Here is an 18,792-nt window from a genome sequence, read left to right on the forward strand (position 1 = left end):
TCTTCACGAGCCGGCGTGGGTCCCCAATCCACTCTTCCGTCCTGAAGCCGCGAGCACTTGCGGCGATCCGCCCTCGGGCGCCTGGTCCGCTCCCACCGCCGCCGCGACCAGCCAATCCTTGAACCGGGTCAGCGTCGCCTGGTTCGCGCGGGCTTCGGGATAGCAGAACCAGTACCCCGCGTTGCTGCGATAGCTCATGCCGTTCGGCGCACAGACCAGGCCAGCCGTGATCTCGTCCTGCACAAGGCAGCGCGGCACCAGCGCCAACCCCATCCCGACCATGACCGCGCGGATCAAAGTGTGGAACTGGTCGAACTGCGGGCCGGCCAGGGGGTCGATCGTGTGGACGGCGTGCGTCTCGCTCCATTGCAGCCAGGCCTGCGGCACGCTGACATGCTGCAGCAGCGTGTGCCGGCTGACATCGTCGGGCGACTCCACCGCCGGCAGTCCCGACCCCGCGGGTGGGGCGATCAGCACCACGTCGCTGCCCGCCAGGTAGTGCGCATGGGCGTCGGGCCAGTGGCCTTCCCCGAACAGGATGGAGCAGTCCAGGTCCGGCCGGGTGAAGTCGTAGCCGTGCACATATGGCACGAAGTGCAGCGCCACCTGCGGGTGCCGGTGCTGGAAGTCGGGCAGGCGCGGAATCAGCCATTTGGCGCCAAAGGTGGGCAGCGTGGACAGGTGCAGCGCGCCGCCGCCATCGCCGCTGGTGATCAGATCCAGCGTGGCCGCTTCCAGCTGCGCCAGCAGCGGCCGGATGACGGTGTGATAGCGCGCGCCTGCCGGGGTCAGGGACAGCCGCTTGCGCGCGCGTTCGAACAGCGGCACGTCGATCCACCGTTCCAGCTCCTGGATCTGTTTGCTGACCGCGCCTTGCGTGACGTGCAGCGCTTCGGCCGCCCGCGAAATGCTGCCGAAGCGGGCTACGGTGGAAAACGTACGCAGCAAGTGCAGGGGAGGGCGCAGCCGGCGCATGGTCATTCCATCAAAACATTCCGGATGGGAATATTATCAGAATGTCCTTTCGCGTAAACTGGGTATTGTCCGGACTAGTTGAGTCCAAGCAAGATGCCCTTAATCGTCAAGGAGAAGTCCATGGATCGCCGCACCTTCATTGCCACGGCCGCTGCCGTATCTTTCCTTCCTGGAATGGTCAAGGCTCAGGGTAAGCCGATACGGCTGGTCGTGCCTTTCCCGCCGGCCGGCGCCACCGACATTACCGGCCGCATCATCGGCGAAGCCGTGGGCCGCGTCCTGCAGCAGACGGTGGTCGTGGAGAACCGCGCCGGAGCGGGCGGCTCGATCGGCATGGCCGAAGTTGCGCGTTCGCCGGCCGACGGCTCGACCTTCGGTGTCGCCACCCTGTCGACCCATGGCGTCAACCCGGCTGTCTACAAGACGCTGCCGTATGACCCGGTCAAGGACTTTGCACCTGTCACGGAACTGGTGCGCGCGCCGGGCGTGCTGGTCGTTCACCCAAGCGTGCCCGCGCAGACCCTGGAACAATTCGTCGCCTACCTGAAGGCCAACCCGGGCAAGGTCACCTATGCCACGCCGGGCAACGGCACCATCAGCCACATGTGGGCCGAGCTGTTCAAGAGCACCACGGGAACCGACATGGTCCATATCCCGTACCGCGGCGCGGGCCCGGCCATCAACGATCTGCTGGGCGGCCAGGTGCTGGCCTATTTCGACCAGGTGGCCGCATCGTTGCCGCACATCAAGGCGGGGAAGCTGCGCGCACTGGCCGTCTCGTGGGATACGCGTCTTGATGTCCTGCCCGACGTTCCCACCTATGGCGAGCGCGGCATGCAATCCAACAACGATCCGTCGTGGTTCGGTCTGGTGGCGCCCGCCGGCACGCCCGCCGCGGCGATCAACCGCATGCAGCAGGCGGTGGTGACGGCATTGAAAGAAGCGCCCGTGCGCGAACGCCTGGCCGGCCTGGGACTCTACGCGTCCGGCACCACGCCCGCCGAATTCACCCGCCAGATCCACGATGAAATGGCCAAGATGCAGAAGATCAGCCAGTTCGCGAAAATCCAGCTGGACTGACACAGAGGTGACCCATGAGTACCGTTCTCCGTATCATCAATAGCCGATATCCGTCCACGACGTCGGCGCCGGGCGAAGCGCTGCTGTCGTCATTCGAAGGCAGCACGCCCGTCGTGCTGGATTCGCCGCACAGCGGCACCTTCTATCCCGATGACTTCCGTTTCGTGTGCGATGCCGCGATCCTGCGCCGGGCCGAAGACACGCACGTCGAAAAGCTGTACGACTTTGCCGCCGACCTGGGCGTGGCCTGGGTCGAGGCGCACTTTCCGCGCAGCTACCTGGATGCCAACCGCAACACGACGGAACTGGATGTGGGCCTGCTCGACGGCGCCTGGCCCGAGCCGGTCGAAACCGACCCGGAAGTCCTGTCCAAGGTACGTCTGGGCAAGGGCTTGATCTGGAAGTACACCGACGAAGGCATTCCCATCTATGACAGGCTGCTAGGCGTGCAGGAGATCCAGCAGCGGATCGCGCTGTGCTGGAAGCCCTATCACGAGGCCGTGTCGTCGGCCATCGATGCGGCGCATTCGCGGCATGGCTACAGCATTCACCTGAACTGCCATTCGATGCCCGCGGTCGCCGGCAGTCATGCCACCGACCTGCCGGGGTTGGTTCATGCCGACTTCGTTGTGGGCGATCGCGACGGCAGCACCGCGTCGCCGGAACTCTCGCAAAAGGTGGCGGCCTTCCTGCGCGAGCGCGGCTACAGCGTGGAATACAACTATCCGTACAAAGGCGTGGAACTGGTACGGCGCTACGGCAAGCCCGCGGAGCACCGCCACAGCATCCAGCTCGAGGTCAATCGCAAGCGCTACATGAACGAAGAGACGCTGGAACTGCATGACGGCGCCGACGACCTGCGCCGCGACTTGAAGGACCTGGTGCAGATGCTGGTCGACACCGATCCGCGTTGATCGCCGGAACCTCCTGGCTCCCCCTTGTCCACCAGGGGGGCGGTACCGGTTCCTCCTTATGTCTTATATAAGATATAAGACGTTTGATCATTCCCGCGCAGGGGTCTACAATTCCCGGGTTCGTTCCTATTCCCTCACACTACGGGACCCGGTCATGCTTGAATCCTATCGCCAACACGTTGCCGAGCGCGCTGCACTCGGTATTCCACCGCTGCCTCTGTCGGCACAACAAACCGCCGACCTGATCGAGCTGCTCAAGCAGCCGCCCGCAGGCGAGGGTGAATACCTGGTCGACCTGCTCACGCACCGTGTGCCGGCCGGCGTCGATGATGCCGCCAAGGTCAAGGCATCGTACCTGGCCGCCGTGGCCCTGGGTTCGGAAGCTTGTCCGCTCATCGACCGCGCCAAAGCCACGGAATTGCTCGGCACCATGCTGGGCGGCTACAACATTGGCCCGCTGGTCGAACTGCTGGACGATTCCTCGGTGGGCGCCATCGCCGCCAACGGCCTGAAAAAACCCTGTTGATGTTCGACGCCTTCCACGACGTGAAGGAAAAGGCCGACCAGGGCAACGCCAACGCCAAGGCCGTGCTGCAAAGCTGGGCCGACGGCGAATGGTTCACTAGCCGCCCCGAAGTCCCCGAAAGCCTGACCGTCACCGTGTTCAAGGTCACGGGCGAAACCAACACCGACGATCTGTCGCCCGCGCCTGACGCGTGGAGCCGTCCGGACATCCCGCTGCACGCGCTGGCGATGCTGAAGAACCCGCGTCCGGGCATCGAGCCGCAAGAAGCCGGCAAGACCGGCCCCATCAAGTTCCTGCAAGACCTGCGCGCCCGCGGCAACCTGGTGGCCTACGTGGGTGACGTGGTCGGCACGGGCTCGTCGCGCAAGTCGGCAACCAACTCGGTGCTGTGGTTCACCGGCGAAGACATTCCTTTCGTCCCGAACAAGCGTTTTGGCGGCGTCTGTCTGGGCAGCAAGATTGCCCCGATCTTTTACAACACGATGGAAGACGCCGGCGCGCTGCCGATCGAGCTCGACGTGTCCAAGATGGACATGGGCGACGTGGTCGAATTGCGTCCGTACGAAGGCAAGGCGCTCAAGAACGGCGAAGTCATTGCCGAATTCTCGATGAAGTCCGACGTGCTGTTCGACGAAGTGCGCGCCGGTGGCCGCATTCCGCTGATCGTCGGCCGTGGCCTGACCGCCAAGGCACGCGACGCGCTTGGCCTGCCGCCCTCGACGCTGTTCCGTCTGCCTACCGAGCCTGCCGACACCGGCAAGGGCTACACGCTGGCCCAGAAGATGGTCGGCCGCGCCGTCGGCCTGCCGGAAGGCAAGGGCGTGCGTCCGGGCACCTACTGCGAACCGCTGATGACGTCGGTCGGCAGCCAGGACACCACCGGCCCTATGACCCGCGACGAACTGAAGGACCTGGCTTGCCTGGGCTTCTCGTCCGACCTCGTCATGCAGTCGTTCTGCCACACCTCGGCCTATCCCAAGCCCGTGGACGTCAAGACGCATCACAGCCTGCCCGCTTTCATGAGCAACCGCGGCGGCATCTCGCTGCGTCCGGGCGACGGCGTGATCCACTCGTGGCTGAACCGCATGCTGCTGCCCGATACCGTGGGCACCGGCGGCGACTCGCACACCCGTTTCCCGATCGGCATCAGCTTCCCCGCAGGGTCGGGCCTGGTGGCTTTCGCGGCCGCGACCGGCGTCATGCCGCTCGACATGCCGGAATCGGTCCTGGTGCGTTTCAAGGGCAAGCTGCAGCCTGGCGTCACCCTGCGTGACCTGGTCAGCGCGATTCCCTACTACGCCATCAAGGCCGGTCTGCTGACCGTCGACAAGTCGAACAAGAAGAACATCTTCTCGGGCCGCATCCTGGAAATCGAAGGCTTGCCCGACCTGAAGGTCGAACAGGCATTCGAACTGTCGGACGCGTCGGCGGAACGTTCGGCCGCCGGTTGCACGGTGCACCTGAACAAGGAACCGATCATCGAGTACATCAACAGCAACATCACGCTGCTGAAGTGGATGATCGCCAACGGCTATGACGACAAGCGTTCCATCGCCCGCCGCATCGCCGCCATGGAAGCCTGGCTGGCCGATCCCAAGCTGATGAAGGCCGACCCCGACGCCGAATACGCCGCCGTGATCGAAATCGATCTGGCCGACGTGCACGAGCCGCTGGTCGCTTGCCCGAACGACCCTGACGACGTGAAGACGCTGTCGGAAGTCGCCGGCGCCGCCATCGACGAAGTGTTCATCGGCAGCTGCATGACCAACATCGGGCACTTCCGCGCGGCGTCCAAGCTGCTCGAAGGCAAGCGCGACATTCCGGTCAAGCTGTGGGTGGCCCCGCCCACCAAGATGGACCAGAAGCAACTGACCGAAGAAGGCCACTACGGCACCCTGGGCGCCGCCGGCGCACGGATGGAACCGCCGGGCTGCTCGCTGTGCATGGGCAACCAGGCACAGGTGCGTGAAGGGGCGACCGTCATGTCGACCAGCACGCGCAACTTCCCGAACCGCCTGGGCAAGAACACCTTCGTGTACCTGGGTTCGGCGGAACTGGCCGCCATCTGCTCGCGTCTGGGCCGTATCCCGACCCGCCAGGAATACATGGAAGGCACGGGCATTCTGGGCGCCCATGAAAAGACGATCTACAGCTACATGAACTTCGACCAGATCGCCGACTTCAAGGACGTGGCGGACACCGTCAAGGCCTGATAGCCACAACGTTCGTAAAGGCCGGGACACCCTTCGGGATGTCCCGGTTTTTTTCGTCTGATCGGGGTCGCCATCGGCCGTTCGGGTTTGGGTACGCGGCTTGCTTGAAGCCGTCATCACGACCCGGAAGGAAGGCTGGATGAACGATCTGATCGATTTGATGCAATGGCCCGCCATGGTGGTATCGGTGCTGGCGGCCTACCTGGTGGCGTCCCTGTCCAAGCACAAACGCAACTGGGGATTCTGGCTGTTCCTGCTCAGCAATGTGTTGTGGATCGTATGGGGCCTGCATACGTCGGCCTGGGCGCTGATCGTGTTGCAGGTGAGCTTGGCGGTTCTGAACATCCGGGGGTACTGAAGAACGGTCCGCAAGGGCAGGAGGCCAAGGAAGCGGCCTAGCGGGATCATCGCGGCAGGGCAGGACCTGGCCGGCCACTGGGCTGTCTTGGGCGCAGCGTGGCTGCGGCCCGGGCGCGGGAACGATATAGTAGGCGTCCTTGCAGCCCTTCGGCGTCCGCCATGCCATCGACCTTGTCCTGCTGTCATCCATGCCCCGGCTTGCCGCATGGCGTTGCGACCGGATGCGTATGACGCGCGCTGGACTGACACCAGGCGAATACCTGTGCGCCTTGCTAGTCGTCGTGATCTGGGGCCTGAATTTCGTAGTGATGAAATTTGGCGTGCAGGGACTGAGCCCCATGTTGCTCGGCGCGCTGAGATTCAGCACGGCATCGTTACCGCTGCTGCTGTTCATCAAGCCGCCCAAGGTGCCTGTGCGTTTCGTGGTCGTCTACGGCCTGACACAAGGCCTGGGCCAGTTCGGCCTTATGTTTACCGCCATCCATGTGGGGATGCCCACGGGCATGGCGTCCCTGGTGCTGCAGACGCAGGCGTTTTTTACGATGATCCTGGCGGGCGTGCTGCTGCACGAGCGGCCGCATGCCTGCCAGTGGGCGGGGCTGGCGATCGCCGCAGTGGGCCTGGGCTGTATCGCCGCGTCAGCGGGCGGCCGGCCCGGTGACATGACCCTTCTGGGGTTCCTGCTCACGGGTGGCGCAGCGCTGATGTGGTCGCTGTCGAACGTGGTGATCCGCTTTACGGGACGTGCGGCGCCGGTCTATGACTCATTTTCCCTGATCGTGTGGAGCAGCCTGGTGCCCATCGTGCCGTTTTTCGGGCTGGCGTTCTGGCTGGAAGGCACGGAGCACACGATGGCGGCGCTGGCCAATGCGGGGTGGAAAGAGATCGGGGCGGTCGCCTACCTGGCCTTCCTGGCGACGTTGACGGCCTACAGCCTGTGGGCGCGCCTGCTCAAGCGGCATCCCACCAGCCGCATCGCGCCGTTCTCGTTGCTGGTGCCGGTAGTGGGGCTGATCACGGCCGCCATCGTATTCGACGAGCGGCTGGGGCCGGCGCAGTGGCTGGGCACGTTGGCTGTGCTGGGTGGCCTGCTGGTCAGCCAGTTCGGGCAGCGGTGGTGGCCGAAGCGCGCAGTGGCCTAGCGCGTCCCACCGGTCAGACGCACCACGTCACCCGCTGCACCCTGGCCACCGGCCCGGGCAGACCTGTCTGCCCTGTCCCGGTCGCCGCTCACGTCAGCCCTGATCGTAGCTATCCGTTGGCAACGTGAAGCTGAACGTGCTGCCCTTGCCGTGCGTACTGGTGGCCGAGATAGTGCCGCCGTGCGCCTCGACCAGTTCCTTGGCGATGGCGAGCCCCAGGCCGACGCCGGGCGCCAGGCCCTGATCCGGATCCGGCTGAAGCAGACGGTCGAACACGTGGGGCAGCTGGTCTTCCGGAATGCCCATGCCGTGGTCGATCACCGATATGCAAATCATGTCGTAATGCCGTTCGGCGGTGATAAGCACCGTGGCATTTGCCGGACCGAACTTGACCGCATTGCCGATCAGGGCGCCCAGGATGCGCAGCAGCCACGCCAGATCCACCCGGATATGCGGCAGGCCGGGCTCGACCTGGAATTCCAGTCGGACCTGCTTGCGGTCCGCGATTGCGGCCATCATGCTGGTGGCGCGGGACAGCAGGTCTTCGACCGACACGTCTTTCAACACCAGCCCGGACAGGCTGCGCGACGCGGTGCCGGTCAGGCTCTTGAGCCGTTCGGCCATGCCGTCTCCAGCGGCCGACACCCGCGTTAACGACGTGCGCTGCGCCGGGGTCAGATCGCCCAGTAGCAACGATTCGGCCGAAAAGGTCACGATCTGCAGCGGCCCCAGCAGGTCGTGCGCAATGGTCGCCACCAATTCTTCGTGTTTGCGCACGGCTTCCTTGGCGGCTTCCAGATTGCGCGCCGCGTCCTGCAGGGCCTGCTGCAGCTTGATCTCGCGCAGGGTGGAGTGGGCAAGTTCGCTCAGGATCTCGATGTCGCGTTCCGTCCAGTGCCGGGCACGCATGTCAATCGCGCAAAAGCTGCCCAGATGCATGCCGTCGTCCGTGATCAGCGGCACGCCCAGATAGGCGCGAACGCCCAGCACGTCGATCAGCGGGATCGCCTGGAATTCGGGATGGTCCACGACGTTGTCCACCACCAGCGGACCGGCGGACACCAAGCCGTAGTGGCAGAAGGTGCGCCCTTCGACTTCGCGCACGTCGTGTGCGGGCGGATGCGCCCAGTAGCTGCTTTTGTAGAAGTCGCGGTCTTCGTCAATAAAGGAAATGAAGGTGGCGGGAACGTCGATCAGCTTCGCTGCCAGGCGGGTCAGGCGATCGAAGCGTTCGTCTTTGGGACTGTCCAGCATCCCGGTCAGGCGCACGGCCTGCAGCCGCCGGCGGTGGGCCAGGGCGGCGTGGATCTCGAGTTCGGACGGCAGGCCTGACATGGCGGTCAGCAGCGGCGCGCGCGGCGTGCGGCGTCACAGCAGGGTCCGGCTCAGCCAGATCCCCAGGCTGAGCAGCGCCATGAAGGGGATGCCCCACAAAATGAAAATGCCGAACCAGCCAAACGTGGCCCAGCCGGCAGCGCCATCGACCTTGACGGCACTGCGCTCCATGCGCATGGTTCCTATGAATCCGAGGACGGCCAGTACGGCCCAGATCGTCCAGAGTGTCGTGATCACGTCGTTCGCCCATGTTTTGACGCATCATAGCGTGTCGGAGGGAGTGGACGCTTACCGCACGTCTTCCGGTGTTGCGCGAATGCAGGATTCACCCTGGCGTCAGGCCACATTGCAGCCGCGCATCAAGTGCAAGAGGGTGTGTCGCCAGGGCAGCGGCAGGCCGGGCGGGCCGTACGATGTGGGCTTTTCGAAGTCCAGGACACTCGCTATGACCATGACGCTGCGCATCTCGCTGGTGCTTGCCACAACTGCCGTGCTTTGGGGCGTGATGCCCGCCCAGGCGCTGGAAACCCGGCGCGCGGGCGACATCGAATACGTGTCGGGCGGCGTCGGTGACGAAGAACGCGCCCAACTGAATGACGTGCGCGCCCGCTACAACTTCCACCTGACCATGGCGCAGGCTGGTGGCGAATACCTGGAAGGCGTCCAGTTGCGCCTGACCCCGGCCCGCCAGGGCGACAAGGTGATCGAGGCCCGTGCCGAAGGCCCGCAATTCTTTGCCAAGCTGCCCCCCGGCGAGTATCTATTGACCGCCACCTACCAGGGCAAGGTGCAGAGCCAGAAAGTGTCGATCGCGAACAATGCATCGGCCAATCTGACCCTGTTCTGGCCCAATGAAGGCGCGGGCAAGAGCAAGTAAGCCCCGGGCACTACCGGGTAAACTTGCGGGTTACCCGATTGAACAAGGAAAACCAGGATGCACAAGACCGTTCCCCCGTTCCGCGCCGACACCGTTGGCAGCCTGCTGCGGCCCGCCGCGCTCAAAGCTGCCCGCGCCAGCCGCCTTGCCGGCGACCTGTCGGCCGATGGCCTGCGCGAGATCGAAGATCGCGAGATCCAGAAGGTCATTGCCAAGCAGGAAGAGATCGGTCTGGAAGCGGTCACCGACGGTGAATTTCGCCGCTCGTGGTGGCACTTCGACTTCCTGGAAGGCCTGGACGGCGTAGAGGGCTACGAGTCCATCCAGGGCATCCAGTTCAATGGCGTGCAGACCAAGGCGCGCAGCGTCAAGGTGACCGGCAAGCTGGGCTTTACGTCGCACCCGATGATCGAGCACTTCAAGTTCCTGAAAGCGAACGCGAAGGCCATGCCGAAGATGACCATCCCCAGCCCCAGCCTGCTGCACTTCCGGGGTGGCCGCAACGCCATCGACAAGAAGATCTACCCGGACATGGAAGCCTTCTTCGACGACCTGGCCGAAGCCTACCGCAAGGTGGTGCACGCCTTTGCCGATGCCGGATGCCGCTATCTGCAGCTGGACGACACGGTCTGGGCCTATCTGTGCTCGGAAGAACAGAAGAACCTGGTCCGCCAGCGCGGTGAAGACCCCGACACCTTTGCGCGCATCTACGCGAAGATGATCAACCATGCGATTGCCGATCGGCCGGACGACATGACGATTTCCATGCACATCTGCCGTGGCAACTTTCGGTCGACGTGGATCTCCGAAGGCGGCTATGAGCCGGTGGCGGAAACGCTGTTTGGCGAGCTGAATATCGACGGCTATTTTCTGGAGTACGACAGCGCGCGCGCCGGTGGCTTCGAGCCGCTGCGTTTCGTGAAGCCGGGCACGCAGAACGTGGTGCTGGGCCTGGTCACGACCAAGACCGGCGAGCTGGAGAACGCCGACAACGTCAAGGCCCGCATCGACGAGGCGGCCAAGTACGTGTCGCTGGATCAGCTGTGCCTGAGCCCGCAATGCGGCTTCGCATCGACGGAAGAGGGCAATGATCTGGCGGAAAGCGAGCAGTGGGCCAAGCTGCAGCTGACGGTGGATATTGCGCGGGATGTGTGGAAATAAAGCCCCCCTGGGCGCTTCGCGCCTCCCCAGGGGCGGCACCGATGGACCGGCGGAGCCGGATCCATGGTGCCCTCGGTTTGGGGTGTCTTGGGTCGGGGTGGTTGTGTTCTTGGTGGTGGTGGGAATAGAGCCCCACTGGGCGCTTCGCGCCTCCCCAGGGGCGGCACCGATGGACCGGCGGAGCCGGATCCATGGTGCCCTCGGTTTGGGGTTTCTTGGGTCGGGGTGCTGGTGTTTTTGGCGGTGGTGGGAATAGAGCTTCCCTGGACGCTTCGCGCCGCCCCCCAGGGGGCGGCACTGGTGGACCGGCGGAGCCGGATCCACGGTGCCCTCGGTTTGGGGGGCTTGGGTCGGAAGGGCTTGGCGGTGATGAACGCAGACGGAAGTCTGCGTTTTTTTAGTGCATGGCGCGGTTGGCGCGGGTGAGGTCCAGGGGAAGGGCGGGGGGCGGGGCGTCGGCGTTGCGGACGATGTCGTTGCCGGACTGGGGGCTGAGCGCGGCGGCGTCTGGCGGAGTGGTGGTGGGCGGAAGGGCGGCCAGGGACTTGACGGCTTCGCAGGGGTCGGGGCGGGCGATGGGCATGACGCCTTCGGCCTGGTCGTAGGCGCCGGTGGTGGCGCGGCCTTCGATGAAGCCGATGGACAGGGACGGCGCGCCCAGCCATTGCGGCACACCGATGTCCTTGCGCACGTGACCGTTGCCGGCAAGCAGGACGACGGGGCCGGCGGCGCTGCGCATGACGCCGGCCATGACGGCGTCGCGGGCGATCTGGGCGGTGGCCATGGGACCGTGCATGGCGGCGGGCAGGACGCCGCAGTGGCCATCGGCCACGGCCTGTTCCTGGGCGGCCATCAATTCAGCATGCGGGGGCACGGCCAGACCCATGTCCCGCAACTGGGCGCCCGAAAAAACGGCCGACAGGCCGCCGCGCACCACCTTGGCCGCGTCGGCGCGGGACAGGTTCGCCGCCAGCAAGGGCAGCTTGTACTTCAGGGCCAGATCGATGACCGGCTCGTAATAGGTCCACTCCCAGGCGCTTTTGCCGGGCACCGCGGCGGCGATGACGCAGGGCGCGTCGGTGCAGGTGGTCATGGCCAGGTCCAGCAGCGGCTGGAAGCGGGTGTCGAATTGCTCCATGGCGATGGCCGGACGCCAGCCGGCTTCGATCGCGCGGGTCAACGCCTGCGTGCGCCATGCGTGGCCAAACGGGTTGTCGTGCACTTCGCCCATCAGCACGAAGCGCTGCGTCATCATGGCGGCCGGCAGGCCGGCGCGGGTTTCGGCGGACAAGGGCACGATGGTGTCCATGCCGCGCGGCGGCGCCGAGGCGCAGGCGGTCAGGCCGATCGCCAGCAAGGCCGCCAGCGTCGCGTGGCGAAAGGGGAAGCCGGTGGATGCGGGGCGGTGAGCAAGACGGAAAAACAGATCGGGCAAAGGCATGAACGGACACCGCGAGGCAGGGTAGGCAAACAGGCGGACCGTGGCGGCGCACGCACCCGCCCGCGCACGGTCGAGCGCAAGCTTACCAAGATACAAGACGCGGCATATCGTGCATGGGCGCTACGTAATGGTGAGGATTGGCAGCATTCGTTGCAGAAGCCAAGCGCGCCCAGCGAGGTGCCCGGAGCTGGCGCCAGGTAACTGGCGCATCAGGCGGGGCGCATGCCGTCGTCCGGACGCCTGTCTGATTGGCGGATGCCGCCATGTGCCATGGTGGGCATCGCGAGGATCGACGAAGCCCTGCGGCGCGCATGCGCGGGGCGGCAACGCATCCCCGCGAACAAGCCTATAATTATCGGTTCGCCAGACCCAAATTGTGAGAATTGCTATGCCGCAATACCGTTCACGCACATCGACCCACGGACGCAATATGGCCGGGGCTCGCGCACTATGGCGCGCGACCGGTATGAAGGACGGCGATTTCGGCAAGCCGATCGTGGCCGTCGTCAACTCGTTCACGCAGTTCGTGCCGGGTCATGTGCACCTGAAAGACCTCGGCCAGATGGTCGCCCGCGAAATCGAAGCCGCCGGTGGCGTTGCCAAGGAATTCAACACCATCGCCGTGGATGACGGCATTGCGATGGGGCACGGCGGCATGCTGTATTCGCTGCCGTCGCGCGAACTGATCGCCGACTCGGTCGAATACATGGTCAATGCCCATTGCGCCGACGCCATGGTCTGCATTTCCAACTGCGACAAGATCACGCCCGGAATGCTGATGGCCGCCATGCGCCTGAACATCCCGGTCGTGTTCGTGTCGGGCGGCCCGATGGAAGCGGGCAAGGTCATCGAGGCCTACCATCCGTCTGCCGACACCACCGTCAAGGGCCAGAAGGTCATCAAGGTCGACCTGATCGACGCGATGATCAAGGCCGGCGACAGCTCGGTGTCCGATGCGGACGTCGAAAACTACGAACGTTCCGCCTGTCCCACGTGCGGCTCGTGTTCGGGCATGTTCACCGCCAATTCCATGAACTGCCTGACCGAAGCGCTGGGCCTGGCCCTGCCGGGCAATGGCTCGCTGCTGGCCACGCACGCCGATCGCAAGCAGTTGTTCCTGCGCGCCGGCCGTCTGGTGGTGGACCTGTGCAAGCGCTACTACGAGCAGGACGACGTAACGGTTCTGCCGCGCAACATTGCCTCGAAGGCGGCGTTCGGCAACGCGATGGCGCTTGACGTGTCGATGGGCGGGTCCACCAACACGGTGCTGCATCTACTGGCCGCGGCACAGGAAGCCGGCGTCGACTTCACCATGAGCGACATCGACCGCATCTCGCGCAAGGTGCCGTGCCTGTGCAAGGTGGCGCCTGCCACGCAGGAATACCACATGGAAGACGTGCACCGCGCCGGCGGCATCATGGCCATCCTGGGTGAACTGTCGCGTGCGGACTTGCTGGACCTGACGACCTATACCGTCCACTCGAAAACGCTGGGCGACGCGATCAAGAACTACGACGTCACCGTCACGCAAGACGAGGCCGTGCATTCTCTGTACAGCGCCGCGCCGGGCGGCGTGCCGACCCAGGTCGCATTCAGCCAGGACAAGCGTTTCGCCAGCCTGGACGTGGACCGCGCGGGCGGTTGCATCCGCGACAAGGCGCATGCCTTTTCGCAAGATGGCGGCTTGGCCGTGCTGTACGGCAACCTGGCCCTGAATGGCTGCATCGTGAAGACCGCAGGCGTGGATGAAAGCATTCTGACCTTCAGTGGCCGCGCCCGCGTGTTCCACAGCCAGGACGCGGCCGTGGACGCGATCCTGGGTGACCAGATCGTCGCCGGTGACGTGATCATCATCACGTACGAAGGTCCGAAGGGCGGGCCGGGCATGCAGGAGATGTTGTATCCCACGTCGTACATCAAGTCCAAGGGCCTGGGCAAGTCGTGCGCGCTGTTCACCGATGGCCGCTTTTCCGGCGGATCGTCGGGTCTGGTGATCGGCCATGCGTCGCCTGAAGCGGCGGAAGGCGGCAACATTGGCCTGGTGCAGGAAGGCGACATGATCGACATCGACATCCCAAATCGCACGATCCAGCTGCGCGTAAGCGATGCGGACCTGGCCCACCGCCGCGAGGCGATGGTCGCCCTGGGCGCCGATGCGTGGAAGCCGATCGGCCGCGAACGTGTGGTGTCGCAGGCCTTGCAGGCCTACGGCATGCTGGCAACGTCCGCCGACCGTGGCGCCGTGCGGGATATTTCGCAGCTGACGCGCAAGGCTTGAGGCGTCTCTATCCTGCAGCGGTCTTTCTGCAGGACGTGCCTTGCCAACATGGCCGCCCCGGCTTGATCAGCGGGGCGGCCATTTTCATGATGGGCGCGGTTTATTTACGTCCGGGCTTTGCGAGAGCCCGCCGAAGACGTCTTTTTGAAGGCGCCGCGCCGGCCGGTTGTCGTCTGATCGGCGGCGGCCTTTTGCGCCTTGGTCAGGCCGCGTATCATCTGCAGCGCGATGCGGCGATGTTGTCTGTCCAGCCCGCTGTACGCGCGGCGCAGGCTCTGCATCTCTTCATCGTAGCGGTGGGTTTCGCTGTCTCGCAGCTGGTGCTGCGCTTCGGTAGACGGCGATTCGATCAGCAGGAACAGGTCGGATACACGAACCTGCATGGCCTTGGCCACTTCCGACAGCCGGTCAACGGTCACCGCCTGCTGCCCGCGCTCCATGCGCGACAGATTGCCGGCGTCAAAGCCAGCTTCCATCGCGACGGCTTCGAGAGTCAACCCGAGGCGCTCGCGGGTCCAACGAATCGCGTCCCCGATATGCATGCCCGCATTGTCAAAGTCGCTTGCTCACCACGCAAAGCGCGACACGCAACGTAATGCTTCATAATTTGCGCCTGATGCAAACCGGGCGTGACGCATGCCGGCGAAAGTGGCGACAGGCGTGGGCCGCCCGCAACCTGTGGGAGTTGCGCATGATGCAAATACGTACGACGGACGCGCCAGTGCTCGTGCTGACCGGGCTGTCGCAACGGGGATTTACGGAATGGGTGTTCGTGCCCAAGGACTGGGATGTGGAGGCGGTCCTGCGGCGGTTCCGGTTCTCCGGCACGGCGCGGTCCAGAACGCGTCAGTGTCTGGCAACGCCAGCCAGCGTCAAGGAACTGATTGCCCAGTACGGAGAATCGAGCATGGTGCCCGCCGCATTGAACGCGACCTTGACCGAGTTGCTGGACCGGGCGCTGATTGCCGTGGACATGACGATCATTGCGCCCGAACCCGTGGAGGCCTGTTCAGAACGGGACAACGAGGCACGCTGATCCGGGGGCCGATTGAATGCCGCGCCGACGGAATGCCGGGCTGACTGATTGCCTAGCCGACGGAATGCCGGGCCGACTGATTGCCGGGCCGACTGACTGCGGGGCCGACTGACTGCGGGGGCCGACTGAATGCGGGGGCCGACTGAATGCGGGCGCGGGGCGCGGACCCCGGCGCCCCGCCAGGTGGCTGCGGTCAGTTGGCCTCGGCCACCATGCCGCTGTGGCGCAGCAGGGCGTCGATGCTGGGCTCGCGGCCGCGGAATGCGCGGAACGAGTCGATGGCCGGGCGGCTGCCGCCGACCGCCAGGATCTCTTTCCGGAACCGTTCGCCCACCGCTGGAAGCAGCGTGTCGCCGCCAGCGCTTTCGATGGCCCTGGCCGCTTCTTCGAACGCCGCATAGGCATCGGCGGACAGCACCTCGGCCCATTTGTAGCTGTAATACCCGGCGCCGTACCCGCCCGCGAAGATGTGCGAGAAGGAGTGTGACGACCGGTGCCATGCTGGCGGGAAGAGCACGGCGACTTCGTCCCGGACGGTCTGCTGCGCAGCCAGGACTTGGTCGATGCTCAGACCAGTGGCCTGGTGATGCAGCGTCATGTCGAACAAGGAGAACTCCAGCTGACGCACCGTTTGCAGGCCGACCTGGAAGTTGCGCGCGGCCAGCATGCGATCGAACAACGCGCGGGGCAAAGGCTCGCCCGTGTCAACGTGCGCGCTCATGCGCGACACGACAGGCCATTCCCAGCAGAAGTTTTCCATGAATTGCGAGGGCAATTCGATGGCGTCCCATTCCACGCTCGAGAAGGGCGAGGCACCCAGTTCGTCCACCTCGGACAGCACCAGATGCAAGGCGTGGCCCATTTCGTGGAACAGCGTGATGACGTCGTCATGCGTGAGCAGCGACGGACGGTTTTCACCGGGCGCCGCAAAGTTGCAGGTCAGAAAGCCTACCGGCGTCTGCACCCGTTCGTTGCGCAGGCGGCGATTGCGGTCCAGGTCGACCCACGCGCCACCCTGCTTGCCGGACCGGGCATACAGGTCGAAGTACAGGTGCCCCACCAGTTTGCCGTCGCGCGAGATGCGCACCGGGCGCACCGTGGGATGCCACTTGGGTGCATCCACGGTTTCCAGCTTGACCGAGAACAGCTTTTCGACGACTTCGAACAAACCGGCAATCACGCGCGGCTCGGTAAAGTACTTTTTGACTTCCTGTTCGGAATAGTCGTAGCGGTCGGTCCGCAGCTTTTCCGACACATACGCCATGTCCCAGGGTTCCAGACTGTCCATGCCCAGCTTGGCCTGGGCGAACGCACGCAGTTCGGCCACGTCTTTCTGGGCGAACGGCTTGGCGCGGGCGGCCAGATCGCGCAGGAAGGTGAACACGGCGTCGGGGTTGCCCGCCATGCGCGATTCCAGCTGTTTGTCGGCAAAGCTTTTGTAGCCCAGCAGACCCGATTCTTCGGCGCGCAACGCCAGCAGTTCGGAAATCAATGGCGAATTGTCGAAGGCGGGGTCACCCAGTTCGGATGCACGGGTGCCGTAGGCGCGGTACAGCGTTTCGCGCAGACCGCGGTCGTCGGCATACTGCATGACGGGCATGTAGCTCGGGATCTGCAGCGTCAGTTTCCAGCCAGTCTTGTCATCCGCCTTGGCGGCTGCCGCGGCGGCGTCAAGGACGTCGGACGGAAGACCCTTCAGGCGGGCTTCGTCGTCGATGTACAGCGCGAACGCGTCGGTCGCGTCCAGCACGTTCTCGGAAAACTTGTTGGTGATTTCAGCTTCGCGCGACGAGATTTCGGCATAGCGGGCGCGTTCCTGCTCGGGAAGTTCGACGCCGCTCAGGCGGAAGTCGCGCAGCGCCAGTTCGATGATGCGACGCCGTGCCGCCGACAGGGACGCGAAGTCGGGAGCGTCGTGGACGCGGCGGTATTGGCGGTACAGACCTTCGTGCAAACCCACCCAGGTCCAGAAGTCGGTAACCGACGGCAGCGCCGCGTTGTAGGCTTCGCGCAGTTCGGGCGTGTTGACCACCGAATTGAGGTGACCGGCGGCCGACCACGCGCGCGACAGGCGCTCGGCGGCGTCGTCCAGCGGGTCGATTACGGCATCCCAGGTTGGCGGCAGCGCGGGGTCGGCGGCGCGGTCGACGGCCTCGCGCGCCTGGGCGATCAGTTCGGTAATCGCCGGGCCGATATGCTCGGGCTTGATGGCGTCGAACGCCTGCAGGTCTTGCGTGGCAAGAAGCGGATTGTCAGTGGCGGTCATGAGCGGTTCCCGGGCAGTGATACATGAACGGCCAGCGCCGGCAATGCTCGTTCACGAGCACGGTCGGGCGGGCCGAGAATGGTGCGACCCGCGCGCGGCAAGGCCGCGGCAGGAACGGAATTCAGGACGGGCGACCCGGCGTTGCGGCAACGCCGGCGCTGCGTTCAGCAGCTTCCATGGTGTTCACCAGCAGCATCGCGATCGTCATGGGGCCGACGCCACCCGGTACCGGGGTGATCGCGCCAGCCACTTCCACGGCGGAGGCGAAATCCACATCGCCAGCCAGCTTGCCGTTGTCGAGGCGGTTCATGCCCACATCGATGACGACCGCGCCTGGCTTGATCATGTCGCCGGTAATCATGTTGGCGCGGCCCACGGCCACCACCAGCACATCGGCGCGGCGCGTATGCGCCGCCAGATCGACCGTCTTTGAATTGCAGATGGTGACGGTTGCCCCGGCTTGCAAGAGCAGCATGGCCTGCGGCTTGCCAACGATGTTGCTGGCGCCGACGACGACGGCTTCGGCGCCCCGCAGCGCCACGCCTTGGTTTTCGAGCATCTTCATGACGCCGTAGGGCGTGCACGGGCGAAACAGCGGCTGGCCGGTCATGAGCAGGCCGGCGTTCGAGATATGGAACCCGTCCACGTCCTTTTCGGCCGCAATGGCTTCGATGACCTTGTGGCTGTCGATATGTTTGGGCAGGGGCAGTTGCACCAGGATGCCGTGCACGTCGGGATCGGTGTTGAGGGCTTCGATGCGGGCCAGCAGGTCGGCTTCGCCCAGCGAAGCAGGGTGGTGTTCGAGAATGGAGCGCAGGCCCGATTCTTCGCAGGCCTTGACCTTGTTGCGCACGTACACCTGCGACGCTGGGTTTTCGCCGACCAGGATCACGGCCAGGCAGGGCTGCGTGCCTTGGGCGGTAAGGGCCGCGGCGCGGGCGGCGACTTCCTGGCGGACGGATTTGGCAAGTTCAGTGCCGTTGATGAGGCGAGCGGTCATGGGGGCTCCGGAGCGGATAGAAGCACGCTTGGCGTGGCGATGCCGGATTTTACCTGAGGGCCTGCTTTCCACCCCAGGGTACCAGGGCAGAACTGTCCAGGTGCCGGGCACAAAAGCATCGCCCCGCCACCTGTCCAGGGACAGAGGGCGGGGCGACGCAGGCCGCGGACCGGCGCAGGCAGGCGAAC

15 protein-coding genes and 1 pseudogene are annotated in these 18,792 nt (G+C 65.0%); 9 read left to right on the top strand and 7 right to left on the bottom strand.

Annotation, left to right across the window (positions count from 1 at the left end):
* Window positions 1-3 precede the first annotated feature (3 nt).
* Entirely contained in the window at window positions 4-981 is a 978-nt protein-coding gene (locus ACNANG_RS23330; RefSeq protein WP_420225006.1) for a LysR substrate-binding domain-containing protein, read from the bottom strand.
* Between the two features lie 114 nt (window positions 982-1,095).
* Between ACNANG_RS23330 and ACNANG_RS23335 the strand changes: the two genes are divergently transcribed.
* The 5 genes and pseudogenes from ACNANG_RS23335 to ACNANG_RS23355 all read left to right on the top strand — a co-directional run bounded on the left by ACNANG_RS23335 (window position 1,096) and on the right by ACNANG_RS23355 (window position 7,210).
* Complete coding sequence (locus ACNANG_RS23335; RefSeq protein ID WP_420225007.1) at window positions 1,096-2,055, top strand: tripartite tricarboxylate transporter substrate binding protein BugE; 960 nt, start codon at window positions 1,096-1,098, stop codon at window positions 2,053-2,055.
* A 14-nt stretch (window positions 2,056-2,069) separates the two neighbouring features.
* Entirely contained in the window at window positions 2,070-2,969 is a 900-nt protein-coding gene (locus ACNANG_RS23340) for an N-formylglutamate amidohydrolase (protein ID WP_420225008.1), read from the top strand.
* A gap of 154 nt (window positions 2,970-3,123) precedes the next feature.
* Window positions 3,124-5,708: pseudogene (locus ACNANG_RS23345) on the top strand (bifunctional aconitate hydratase 2/2-methylisocitrate dehydratase).
* A 139-nt stretch (window positions 5,709-5,847) separates the two neighbouring features.
* On the top strand, window positions 5,848-6,066 hold the full coding sequence (locus tag ACNANG_RS23350) for a hypothetical protein (protein ID WP_420225009.1): 219 nt from the start codon (window positions 5,848-5,850) through the stop codon (window positions 6,064-6,066).
* 229 nt (window positions 6,067-6,295) lie between these two features.
* The gene (locus ACNANG_RS23355; protein ID WP_420225010.1) at window positions 6,296-7,210 is read left to right on the top strand and encodes an EamA family transporter; all 915 of its coding nucleotides are present in this window, start codon (window positions 6,296-6,298) and stop codon (window positions 7,208-7,210) included.
* Between the two features lie 93 nt (window positions 7,211-7,303).
* Here the strand turns inward: ACNANG_RS23355 and ACNANG_RS23360 are convergent, their stop codons facing one another.
* Window positions 7,304-8,545 (bottom strand): GAF domain-containing sensor histidine kinase, encoded by a 1,242-nt coding sequence (locus ACNANG_RS23360; protein ID WP_420225011.1) that lies wholly within the window; start codon window positions 8,543-8,545, stop codon window positions 7,304-7,306.
* Between the two features lie 33 nt (window positions 8,546-8,578).
* Window positions 8,579-8,782 carry a hypothetical protein gene (locus tag ACNANG_RS23365; protein WP_420225012.1) on the bottom strand — a complete coding sequence of 68 codons (204 nt, stop codon included), beginning with the start codon at window positions 8,780-8,782 and terminating at the stop codon, window positions 8,579-8,581.
* Window positions 8,783-8,990: 208 nt separating this feature from the next.
* On the opposite strand from ACNANG_RS23365, the gene ACNANG_RS23370 reads away from it, so the two are divergent.
* Window positions 8,991-9,422 (top strand): hypothetical protein, encoded by a 432-nt coding sequence (locus tag ACNANG_RS23370; protein WP_420225013.1) that lies wholly within the window; start codon window positions 8,991-8,993, stop codon window positions 9,420-9,422.
* Window positions 9,423-9,479: 57 nt separating this feature from the next.
* The gene (locus ACNANG_RS23375; protein WP_420225014.1) at window positions 9,480-10,583 is read left to right on the top strand and encodes a cobalamin-independent methionine synthase II family protein; all 1,104 of its coding nucleotides are present in this window, start codon (window positions 9,480-9,482) and stop codon (window positions 10,581-10,583) included.
* Window positions 10,584-10,980: 397 nt separating this feature from the next.
* Here ACNANG_RS23375 and ACNANG_RS23380 read toward each other — a convergent pair whose 3' ends face one another.
* Window positions 10,981-12,024 (bottom strand): ChaN family lipoprotein, encoded by a 1,044-nt coding sequence (locus ACNANG_RS23380; RefSeq protein ID WP_420225015.1) that lies wholly within the window; start codon window positions 12,022-12,024, stop codon window positions 10,981-10,983.
* A gap of 388 nt (window positions 12,025-12,412) precedes the next feature.
* On the opposite strand from ACNANG_RS23380, the gene ilvD reads away from it, so the two are divergent.
* Window positions 12,413-14,302, top strand: coding sequence for a dihydroxy-acid dehydratase (gene ilvD / locus ACNANG_RS23385; RefSeq protein ID WP_420225016.1), 1,890 nt, complete (start codon window positions 12,413-12,415; stop codon window positions 14,300-14,302).
* A 104-nt stretch (window positions 14,303-14,406) separates the two neighbouring features.
* Here the strand turns inward: ilvD and ACNANG_RS23390 are convergent, their stop codons facing one another.
* Window positions 14,407-14,844, bottom strand: coding sequence for a helix-turn-helix domain-containing protein (locus tag ACNANG_RS23390; RefSeq protein WP_420225017.1), 438 nt, complete (start codon window positions 14,842-14,844; stop codon window positions 14,407-14,409).
* A gap of 149 nt (window positions 14,845-14,993) precedes the next feature.
* Here ACNANG_RS23390 and ACNANG_RS23395 point away from each other — a divergent pair, with 149 nt between their 5' ends.
* Window positions 14,994-15,338 (top strand): hypothetical protein, encoded by a 345-nt coding sequence (locus ACNANG_RS23395; RefSeq protein WP_420225018.1) that lies wholly within the window; start codon window positions 14,994-14,996, stop codon window positions 15,336-15,338.
* A gap of 193 nt (window positions 15,339-15,531) precedes the next feature.
* On the opposite strand, the gene ACNANG_RS23400 is transcribed toward ACNANG_RS23395, so the two are convergent.
* Both ACNANG_RS23400 and folD read right to left on the bottom strand, forming a co-directional pair.
* Entirely contained in the window at window positions 15,532-17,604 is a 2,073-nt protein-coding gene (locus ACNANG_RS23400; protein WP_420225019.1) for a M3 family metallopeptidase, read from the bottom strand.
* 121 nt (window positions 17,605-17,725) lie between these two features.
* Window positions 17,726-18,604 (bottom strand): bifunctional methylenetetrahydrofolate dehydrogenase/methenyltetrahydrofolate cyclohydrolase FolD, encoded by an 879-nt coding sequence (gene folD / locus ACNANG_RS23405; RefSeq protein ID WP_420225020.1) that lies wholly within the window; start codon window positions 18,602-18,604, stop codon window positions 17,726-17,728.
* Window positions 18,605-18,792: the final 188 nt, after the last annotated feature.

Source organism: Pigmentiphaga litoralis, assembly GCF_048632615.1.
Classification (GTDB): domain Bacteria; phylum Pseudomonadota; class Gammaproteobacteria; order Burkholderiales; family Burkholderiaceae_B; genus Pigmentiphaga; species Pigmentiphaga litoralis_B.

Coding starts and splice junctions, on each gene's coding strand:
- ACNANG_RS23330 (WP_420225006.1), bottom strand. CDS start 981: ATGACCATGCGCCGGCTGCGCCCTCCCCTGCACTTGCTGCGTACGTTT.
- ACNANG_RS23375 (WP_420225014.1), top strand. CDS start 9,480: ATGCACAAGACCGTTCCCCCGTTCCGCGCCGACACCGTTGGCAGCCTG.
- ACNANG_RS23350 (WP_420225009.1), top strand. CDS start 5,848: ATGAACGATCTGATCGATTTGATGCAATGGCCCGCCATGGTGGTATCG.
- ACNANG_RS23400 (WP_420225019.1), bottom strand. CDS start 17,604: ATGACCGCCACTGACAATCCGCTTCTTGCCACGCAAGACCTGCAGGCG.
- ACNANG_RS23340 (WP_420225008.1), top strand. CDS start 2,070: ATGAGTACCGTTCTCCGTATCATCAATAGCCGATATCCGTCCACGACG.
- ACNANG_RS23380 (WP_420225015.1), bottom strand. CDS start 12,024: ATGCCTTTGCCCGATCTGTTTTTCCGTCTTGCTCACCGCCCCGCATCC.
- ACNANG_RS23390 (WP_420225017.1), bottom strand. CDS start 14,844: ATGCATATCGGGGACGCGATTCGTTGGACCCGCGAGCGCCTCGGGTTG.
- ACNANG_RS23395 (WP_420225018.1), top strand. CDS start 14,994: ATGATGCAAATACGTACGACGGACGCGCCAGTGCTCGTGCTGACCGGG.
- ACNANG_RS23370 (WP_420225013.1), top strand. CDS start 8,991: ATGACCATGACGCTGCGCATCTCGCTGGTGCTTGCCACAACTGCCGTG.
- folD (WP_420225020.1), bottom strand. CDS start 18,604: ATGACCGCTCGCCTCATCAACGGCACTGAACTTGCCAAATCCGTCCGC.
- ilvD (WP_420225016.1), top strand. CDS start 12,413: ATGCCGCAATACCGTTCACGCACATCGACCCACGGACGCAATATGGCC.
- ACNANG_RS23360 (WP_420225011.1), bottom strand. CDS start 8,545: ATGTCAGGCCTGCCGTCCGAACTCGAGATCCACGCCGCCCTGGCCCAC.
- ACNANG_RS23355 (WP_420225010.1), top strand. CDS start 6,296: ATGACGCGCGCTGGACTGACACCAGGCGAATACCTGTGCGCCTTGCTA.
- ACNANG_RS23335 (WP_420225007.1), top strand. CDS start 1,096: ATGGATCGCCGCACCTTCATTGCCACGGCCGCTGCCGTATCTTTCCTT.